The organism is Acidobacteriota bacterium (genome assembly GCA_040752915.1).
In the GTDB taxonomy this organism is placed as follows: Bacteria; Acidobacteriota; UBA4820; order UBA4820; family DSQY01; genus JBFLVU01.
In genome coordinates, this window is record JBFMHB010000097.1 from 1 (window position 1) to 7,479 (window position 7,479).

Annotated in this window: 7 protein-coding genes; 4 read left to right on the top strand and 3 right to left on the bottom strand. The window is 66.9% G+C overall.

Annotated elements, in window-relative coordinates; translation table 11 throughout:
- Positions 1-186 precede the first annotated feature (186 nt).
- The 3 genes from rpsT (at position 187) to AB1824_12465 (ending at position 1,871) form a co-directional block, all read left to right on the top strand.
- A complete protein-coding gene (gene rpsT, locus AB1824_12455; protein ID MEW5765774.1) occupies positions 187-456 on the top strand; it encodes a 30S ribosomal protein S20 in 270 nt (89 codons plus the stop codon).
- Between the two features lie 129 nt (positions 457-585).
- Entirely contained in the window at positions 586-1,551 is a 966-nt protein-coding gene (nadA, locus tag AB1824_12460; protein MEW5765775.1) for a quinolinate synthase NadA, read from the top strand.
- Positions 1,552-1,553: 2 nt separating this feature from the next.
- Positions 1,554-1,871, top strand: a complete 318-nt coding sequence (locus AB1824_12465; GenBank protein MEW5765776.1) for a hypothetical protein — start codon at positions 1,554-1,556, stop codon at positions 1,869-1,871.
- A gap of 206 nt (positions 1,872-2,077) precedes the next feature.
- Here AB1824_12465 and AB1824_12470 read toward each other — a convergent pair whose 3' ends face one another.
- The 3 genes from AB1824_12470 to msrB all read right to left on the bottom strand — a co-directional run bounded on the left by AB1824_12470 (position 2,078) and on the right by msrB (position 6,442).
- On the bottom strand, positions 2,078-3,250 hold the full coding sequence (locus tag AB1824_12470) for a thiolase family protein (protein ID MEW5765777.1): 1,173 nt from the start codon (positions 3,248-3,250) through the stop codon (positions 2,078-2,080).
- A 73-nt stretch (positions 3,251-3,323) separates the two neighbouring features.
- On the bottom strand, positions 3,324-5,741 hold the full coding sequence (locus AB1824_12475) for a 3-hydroxyacyl-CoA dehydrogenase/enoyl-CoA hydratase family protein (GenBank protein ID MEW5765778.1): 2,418 nt from the start codon (positions 5,739-5,741) through the stop codon (positions 3,324-3,326).
- Positions 5,742-6,007: 266 nt separating this feature from the next.
- Positions 6,008-6,442, bottom strand: a complete 435-nt coding sequence (msrB, locus tag AB1824_12480; GenBank protein ID MEW5765779.1) for a peptide-methionine (R)-S-oxide reductase MsrB — start codon at positions 6,440-6,442, stop codon at positions 6,008-6,010.
- Positions 6,443-6,661: 219 nt separating this feature from the next.
- Here msrB and AB1824_12485 point away from each other — a divergent pair.
- The coding region (locus AB1824_12485) for an FAD-dependent oxidoreductase (protein ID MEW5765780.1) at positions 6,662-7,479 on the top strand (818 nt) is incomplete at its 3' end.

Genomic DNA, 7,479 nt, shown 5'->3' on the forward strand with positions numbered 1-7,479 from the left:
CAGCCTCATCCTGGAGCACCCCTCCTTTCGGGGGCGGCGCCCCTCCACTTGTTTACTTCCTTTCGGCAAGATTCTTAGGTGAGGCAACGAATCCATTTCGGAAAGAAATTAGCTGAGGCAAGTCGCGTGCTTGACACCGCCTTCGTATCCCTGTATGATTCCAGCCTTATGTAGTCGGAGGACCTTGTGGCGAACCATGTATCCGCGATCAAGAGAATGAGGCAGAACGAGAAGCGCCGGCTTCGGAACCGGGTGGCCATGAGCGAGATGCGCACGGCCATCAAGAAGTTCCGCAGCCTGGTGGCGGAAAAGCGCCGCGAGGATGCCCTGGGCTCCCTTCCCGGCGTGTACGCCCTGATCGACCGAACCCGGAAGAAGGGCGTCATCCACGCGAACACCGCCGCCCGCTACAAGTCCCGCCTCGCCCGCGTACTGAGCACGCTGGGCACGAACTAACCGAGACCCCGAAACCCACGACGTCGGGGAGGGCCCATCGGCCCTCCCCGATGCGTTGTATCCCCTCCTCTCCCCCGCGGGACTCGGCCGCGCCCCTCCCGCGTTATATTGGCCACGGAGGACAGAGCAATGACCGTCGCCGTCGAGACCGCCCTTCAGGAAAAGATCCGCGACTGGGCCCGGCGCCGCAAGGCCGTCATCCTCGCCCACAACTACCAGATCGGCCCCATCCAGGACGTGGCCGATTTCGTGGGAGATTCCCTGGGACTGTCCCGGCAGGCGTCCCAGACGGAGGCGGAGGTCATCGTTTTCTGCGGCGTCCACTTCATGGCCGAGACGGCCAGCATCCTTTGCCCGGACAAGACGGTCCTCATCCCTGACCTCGAAGCCGGGTGCTCCCTGTCGGACACGTTGACGGCCGCCCAGCTGGCCTCCTGGAAGCGACGCTACCCCGAAGCGGTGGTCGTCACCTACGTCAACACCTCCGCGGCGGTCAAGGCGCTCAGCGACTATTGCTGCACGTCCTCCAACGCCGTGAAGGTGGTGCAGAGCATCCCCGCCGACCGGGAGATCCTCTTCGGGCCCGACATGTTCCTGGGGGCGTACGTCTCCCGAGTGACCGGGAGGAAGAACCTCCATCTCTGGGCCGGCGAGTGCCATGTGCACGCGGCGGTGCGGCCGGAGGACGTGGAGAGGGCCCGGAAGGCCCATCCCGGCTCGGACTTCCTGATCCACCCGGAGTGCGGGTGCGTCACCTCCTGCATGGTCTACCTGAAGGACCGGGACCTGGCCGAACGGGACGCCCACATCTTCTCCACGGAGGGGATGGTCGAACACGTGGTGCGGTCCCCCAAGCGGGAATTCGTCGTGGCCACCGAGACGGGCATCCTCCACCGGATGAGGAAGGAGGCCCCCGGCAAGGCCTTCTTTCCCGTGAGCGACGAGATGGAATGCAAGTACATGAAGCGCATCACTCTCGAGAAGCTCCTGACCTCCCTGGAAGACCTCGTCTTCGAGGTAAAGGTCCCTGAAGAAGTGGCCTCCCGCGCCCGGCTCCCCATCGAGCGGATGGTGGCCATCGGCCGACAGGACTGACCGTGGACCCCAGCGCCCCGACCCGCCACGCCCTGCGGGTGCTCCGCCTCATCGCTCCATCCGCCTGCGCGACGGTCCGGGGCGGCCTGACGGACCGAGAGGTGGCCCTCCTGACTCAGATGCGGAGCTTGAAGGAGACGCTCCGTCAGGCCCCGCCCGGGGAGCGGCCCGCCCTGACCCGCGCCTTGGAGTCCCTGAGGGCCCTTCGCGAGGAAGCCCGGCGCGAGCGCATGGCCCTGTTGGGCCACCTTCCCGAGGAGCCTCCGCCGGCCGAACCGCCCTCCAACGCTCCGCCCGCCCCGGGTCCCTCCACGCCCTGATCCGCGTCTCCCGCGCCCCAGACCCGGATTCCTCCATCCCGTCTCCCTTTCCGCCCCGGGAGAAAAAAACGCGGGCCGACGGCCCGCGCATCCAGGAATGGGGATGACATCTACCGATCCGATGTTCCACTGCGGGATCGGACGGGGGCGGGCGGCTCTCTCCTGGACCGCCCCCGTCCGATGGGAAATCCGCGCCCTCCGCCCGGTCAGGGCCTCTCGAGGATGTAGGCGAAGCCCATCCCGCCGCCGATGCACATGGTGACCACGCCGCGCTTGGCGTTGCGACGCTTCAACTCGCCGAGGATCTTGCAGGTGAGCACGGCGCCCGTGGCGCCCAGCGGGTGGCCCGTGGCGATGGCGCCGCCGTTCACGTTGACCTTGGCGGGATCCAGGCCCAGGGCGCTCAGGGCCTTCAGGCAGTAAACGGACTGGCTGGCGAAGGCCTCGTTCAGCTCGAAGAGGTCGATGTCGTCGAAGGTGAGCTTGGCCTTTTTCAGGAGCTTGGGAACGGCCTTGGCGGGGCCGATGCCCATGATCTCGGGCGGCACGCCCGCCACCACCCACTCGCGCACGAAGGCGATGGGCTTGAGGCCGAGTTCGTCGGCCTTGTCCTCGCTCATGACCACCACCATGCCCGCGCCGTCGTTGATCTGGGAGGAGTTCCCCGCCGTCACGGTGCCGATGGGGTCGAAGGCGGGTTTCAGCTTGGCCAGGCCCTCGAGGGTCGTGTCGGCGCGCGGACCCTCGTCCGTGTCCACCACGAACTCCTTCCACACGCCGTCGTCCATCGTGCGGACCTTCAGGGGGACGATCTCCTCCTTGAACTTGCCCGCCGCGATGGCCGCCACCGCCTTCTTGTGGGACTCGAAGGCGAACTGGTCCTGCTCCTCCCTCGTGATCTCGAACTTGCGGGCCACGATCTCCGCCGTGGTCCCCATGCCCGCGTAGATGTCCGGGTTGAAGGCCAGGGCCGCGGGGTCCGCGGTCAGCTTGTTGCCGCCCATGGGAACCATGGACATGGATTCCACACCGCCCGCGAGGATGATCTCCGCGCTGCCCGCGCGGATCATGTCGGCCGCCATGGCGATGGACATGCTGCCCGAGGAGCAGAATCGGTTGATGGTCATGGCGGGGACCGAGTCGGGGACGTCCGCCATGAGGGCCACCACGCGGGCGATGTTCATGCCCTGTTCGCCCTCGGGCATGGCGCAGCCCAGGATCACGTCGTCCACCATGTCGGGTTCGAGGCCCTTGGTCCGCTTCAAGAGTTCCTTGAGGACCGGCGCCGCGATTTCCTCGGGCCGGGTGTCCTTCAGGCTCCCCTTCTTCGCGCGGCCGATGGGCGACCTGGCGAGGCTCACGATCACTGCGTTTCTCATCTCTGGCTCCTATGGTTCACCGGGGTTCCGGCTTCTTCCAAAAGAGTTCTCCCGACCTTCCGAACACCACCCGCTAGTTGCGGAGGGGCTTGCCCCTCTCCAGCATGTGCTGGATCCGGGCCTGGCTCTTTTCCTCCCCGCACAGGGACACGAAGGCCTCCCTCTCGAGGTCGAGGATCGTCTGTTCGCTGACGGGGTTGTTGATGGTCGTATCGCCCCCGCACAGGATCTTGGCGATGTGGCCGGCGATCTTGGTGTCGTGAGCCGTCACCCAGTGGGTGTGCTTCATGTTGTGGAGGATCATCTTGAAGGTGGCGATGCCGTCGCGCCCCGGCAGGTTGAAGGACATGGGAAGCGGAGGCACGTAGCCCTCCTCGGCCATGGCGATGGCCATCCTCTTGGCCGTGTACAGCTGCTGTTCCCGGGACAGCTCCACCTTGTCGAAGGGTCGGAGGAACTTCAGGGACCGCGCCTCCTCGGCGGAGGTGGAGACCTTCGCCATGGCGATGGTCTCGAAGGCCTTCTGGACGAAGGGGAGGTTGGAGAGGATGGGCTGATCCACGCCGGCCAGCACGCGCTCCAGCATGAAGAGGTGCCCGCCTCCGGCGGGGAGGAGGCCGACGCCGACCTCGATGAGGCCCATGTAAGTCTCGGCGTGGGCGCAGACCCGGTCGCCGCCCATGGTGATCTCGGCGCCGCCCCCGAAGGTGAACCCGAAGGGAGCCGTGACCGTGGGCACCTTGCACCGGCGGAGCCCGAGGGTCATGGCCTGGAAGTCGCGGACCATCTTCTCGATGGCGTCCCACATCTTGGCCTTGGAGGCCTCCAGCAGCATGGCGATGTTGGCGCCGGCGCAGAACTGGGCCGCCTGGTGGTGCACGACGAGGCCGCGGAAGTCCCTCTCCGCGATCTCGATGCCCTTGAGCATCACCTCGATGATCGAGTCGTCCACGGGGTTCATGGCGGGCTGGGTGGCCGAGTGGAACTCCACGCAGGCGATGCCGTCCCCGATATCCACGAGGGAGGCGCCCATGCTCTCGTACACCGGGGCCTTCTGCCGCTTGATGTCGCTCAGGATGAGGAAGGAGTCGGGCTTGGGGATGGCGACGTAGGCTTTCTTCCTCAGGTCGTAGTACTCACGGCTCTTGGCGCCGTCCCGGTAGAAGGAGGGGCAGCCGGCCTGGAGCATCTCGTGGACCCAGGGAGCCACCTTGACGCCGTCGGCCTCCATCTTCTTGACCGTGTCGGCCACGCCCAGCGCGTCCCACGTCTCGAAGGGCCCGAGCTCCCAGTTGAAGCCCCACTTGATGGCCGTGTCGATGTCCACGATGGTGTCCGCGATTTCGCCCATCCGGTTGGCCGAATAGGCCAGGGTGTCCTTCACGATGCGCCAGGCGAAGGCGCCCGCGCGGTCGTCGGCGAAGACCACCGTCTTGATGCGCTGGCCGGGGTCGTGGACGCCCTTGACCTTTTTAAGGGACGGGATGTCCGGCTTCTCCTGGGGCACGTACTCCAGGGTCTTGGGGTCGAGGACGAGGATCTCCTTTTTGCCCATGTCCTTCTTTTCGACCTTGAAGAAGCCGGCCTTGGACTTGCGGCCCAGGATGCCCTTGGCCACCATGCCCGAAAGGAGCTCGGGGATCTCGAAGGCCCACTTGGCCTCGTCGTCGGGGCACCCCTCCTTGAGGGTGTTGACCACGTGGATGAAGGTGTCCAGCCCCACCAGGTCCGCCGTCCCGAAGGAGGCGCTCTTGGGGCGCCCCAGGGCCGACCCCGTGATGGCGTCCACCTCGTCGAAGCGGTAGCCCATGTCCAGCGTGGCGTGGAGGGTCGCCATCATGCCGAAGACGCCGATGCGGTTGCCCACGAAGTTCGGCGTGTCCTTCCCGTAGACGATGCCCTTGCCCAGGCGGAAGGTGCCGAAGTCGGCGATGAGCTTCACGACCTCGGGGTCGGTCTCCTCTCCCGCCACGAGCTCCAGCAGGTGCATGTAGCGCACCGGATTGAAAAAGTGCGTGACGAGGAAGTTCTTCTTGAAGTCCGCTCCGCGCCCCTCCACCATCTTCTTGATGGGAAGGCCCGAGGTGTTCGAGGAGACGATGGTTCCGGGGCGGATGGCCTTCTCCACCTTCTCGAAGAGCTGCTGCTTGATGTCGAGGCGCTCCACCACCACCTCGATGACCCAGTCGCACTCGCTCAGGCGATTCAGGTCGTCCTCGAAGTTGCCCACCTCGATGAGGCTCATGAATTTCTTGTGGTAGATGAGGGCCGGCTTGCTCTTCTGGATGGCTTCCAGGCCCTTGAGGCCGAACTTGTTCCGGAAGCGCTTGTCTTCCTTGGTCAGGCCGGCCTTCTGGTCGTCCGGGCCCAGGTCCGGCGGGACGATGTCCAGCATGAGGGAGGGGATTCCGGCGTTCGCCAGGTGGGCGGCGATGCCGGAGCCCATGATCCCCGCTCCGAGGACCGCGACTTTTTCGATCCTTCTTCGCATCTTCAGACCTCCTTATTCAGACCGTACCTGGGGGTCGCCCCCGGGGAGGGGGACCTGCACGTCAGGGCTGCGGGTTCAGTAGGTGCCCATTCACAACCCAAGTCTTCCACGGCTTTTTCTAAAATGCAAGCCCCTTCTTTTATTGAAGGTAGAGGTGATCCCCCCTGCTCCGTTTCATGTGATTATTCACTTACTTAGCGGGCCGGCCGGGGGAGTCGAGGCCCCTCCGTCGCCCCTCGGCCCGTCCAGGCGGGCGGGAGGGGAGGTCACCGGGGCCGGAAGACGAGGGAGGCGGAGTTGAGGCAGTAGCGCAGGCCCGTGGGAGGAGGCCCGTCGGGAAAGACGTGGCCCAGGTGGGCGTCGCACCGGGCGCAGAGGATCTCGGTGCGCACCATCCCGAAGGAGGCGTCGGGTTCCGTGACCACGTTGCCCTCGTGGACGGGACGGAAGAAGCTCGGCCACCCCGTGCCCGAATCGAACTTGGCGTCCGAGGCGAAGAGGGGCAGTCCGCAGCAGACGCAGAGGTAGAGGCCGGGCTCCTTCCTGGCGTTGTAGAGGCCGCAGAAGGCCCTCTCGGTCCCCTTCCCCCGGGCGATGGCGAACTGCTCCGGCGTGAGAAGGGCCCGCCACTCGGCGTCGGACTTCACCACCCGCGGCGACTCCACGGGCCCGGAGAGGGCCCCTTGCTCGTCAAGGACCATCACCCGCACCGCGGCCGGCCGGGGAGGCCGGGACGTCTTGTTCCCTTCCGCCGCCGTCATGGCGCACCCTCCCGCCACCAAGGTCCACAGCGCGAGCCAGATCGCACAGGGCTTCATGGAGTCCGTCCGTTCAGGAGGCTCTAACGGCGTTGGCCCTCCGTCTCTTCCCGCCTCGGGAGCGGACGGCGAGGCTATAATGGACCTCTCGTGGAGGGGCCCATGGACCGGGTGGACGTGGTGGTGATCGGCGCGGGCGTCGTGGGCCTCTCGGTGGCCGCCCACGCGGCCCGGGAGGACCGGACGGTCCTGATCCTGGAGCGCCGCGAGACCTTCGGACGGGAGACCTCCAGCCGCTCCAGCGAAGTCATCCACGCGAGCATCTACTACCCCCCCGACTCCCTCAAGGGGCGCCTGTGCCTGGAGGGAAACCGGAGGATGTACGACCTGTGCCGCGCCCACGCCATCCCCCACTCCAACTGCGGAAAGCTCATCGTGGCCTGGACCGCCGAGCAGGAAGCGGGGCTTCCCTCCCTCCTTCGGACGGCCCTGGGCAACGGGGCCGAGGGCGTCCGCATCGTGGACGGGCGGGAGATGAAGGCTCTGGAGCCGCGCGTGGGCGGCCGCGCCGCCCTCTTCTGCCCCACCTCCGGCATCGTGGACTCCCACGCCCTCATGCGCCACTTCCTGGCCGCCGCCAAGGATCGGGGAGCCCTTCCCGTCTTCGGGACGGAGGTGATCGGCCTGGATCGGACCGCCGAGGGGTGGCGCGTCACCGCGCGCGAGCCGGGCGGGGGCGAATCCTCGGTCCTGGCCCGCGTCGTGGTGAACTGCGCCGGACTGGAGTCGGGGCGGATCGCCGCCCTGGCGGGCATCGACGAGGACGCCGCGGCCTACCGCATCCACTACCGGAAGGGCATGTACGTCCGCGTCGCCCGGAACCTCCACCTCCTGCCCCGGAGGCTCGTCTACCCCTACCCGCCCGAGGACGCCACGGTGGGCATCCACACGGTGCCGGACCTCGCCGGCGGCATGCGCCT